The organism is Acidovorax sp. KPB24-03, from assembly GCF_057546605.1.
Genome location: NZ_BAAJYR010000724.1, coordinates 1 through 1,104 on the forward strand (window position 1 = coordinate 1; position 1,104 = coordinate 1,104).

At 70.3% G+C, this 1,104-nt stretch carries 2 protein-coding genes; both read left to right on the forward strand.

All coding sequences use genetic code 11. From position 1 onward, the window contains the following. The first annotated feature begins 66 nt into the window (after nt 1–66). On the forward strand, nt 67–567 hold the full coding sequence (locus tag AC27KI_RS25525; RefSeq protein WP_272567036.1) for a MarR family winged helix-turn-helix transcriptional regulator: 501 nt from the start codon (nt 67–69) through the stop codon (nt 565–567). After that, nucleotides 564–1,104: enoyl-CoA hydratase-related protein (locus AC27KI_RS25530; RefSeq protein ID WP_487116598.1), on the forward strand; the 541-nt coding region annotated here is incomplete at its 3' end. The genes AC27KI_RS25525 and AC27KI_RS25530, both read left to right, overlap by 4 nt.

Consider the following 1,104-nt stretch of genomic DNA (forward strand, 5'->3'; position numbering starts at 1 on the left):
CAGCGCAATCGGTACTAGGGCATAACGCTATTAAAACAATAGCAAACGATGCCCTGGACTGAAACCATGGACCTCGAAGCCCGCCTTCACGGCGCCGCCCCCAGCGAGCACCCCGAGGCCCTGCGCCTGTGGCTGCGCCTGCTCACCTGCACGCAACTGGTGGAAAAGCAGGTGCGCACCCGCCTGCGCGACCAGTTCGGCACCACGCTGCCGCGCTTTGACCTGATGGCGCAGCTCGAACGCGCCCCCGAGGGCCTGAAGATGAAGGACCTCTCGCGCCGCATGATGGTCACCAGCGGCAACGTGACCGGCATCACCGACCAGCTCGTCGCCGAAGGGCTGGTGGAACGCGTGGACGTGGCGGGCGACCGCCGCGTGTTCCTCGTGCGGCTCACGCCGCGCGGGCGCGAACAGTTCGACGCGATGGCCCACGCGCACGCGCAGTGGATCGTCGAGGCCTTCGGCCCGCTCGGCGAGCGCGACATCGCCAGCCTGCACCGGCTGCTCGGCAAGGTGAAGGCCCACGCCCAGGCAGCCACCCCCACTCTCCAGGAAACCAACGCATGAAGCACTACATCTCCGCGGGCAACCCCATGCGCCCGCAGTTCGAGCCCCGGGCCCCCTACGCGGCACGGCACTTCGCCTGGCAGTTCGACCGCGGCGTGGGCACCATCACGCTGGACCGGCCCGAGCGCAAGAACCCGCTGACCTTCCAGAGCTATGCCGAGCTGCGCGACTTCTTCGGCGCGCTGCGCACGGCGACCGACGTGAAGGCCGTGGTGGTGACCGGCGCGGGCGGCAACTTCTGCTCGGGCGGCGACGTGCACGAAATCATCGGCCCGCTCACCGGCATGACCATGCCCGAACTGCTGGAGTTCACGCGCATGACGGGCGACCTGGTGAAGGCCATCCGCGCCTGCCCGCAGCCGGTGCTGGGCGCCATCGACGGCATCTGCGCCGGCGCCGGCGCCATGGTGGCGCTGGCCTGCGACCTGCGCTACGGCACGCCCGCCGCACGCACCGCGTTCCTGTTCACCCGCGTGGGCCTGGCCGGCGCCGACATGGGCGCCTGCGCGCTGCTGCCGCGCATGATCGGGCAGGGCC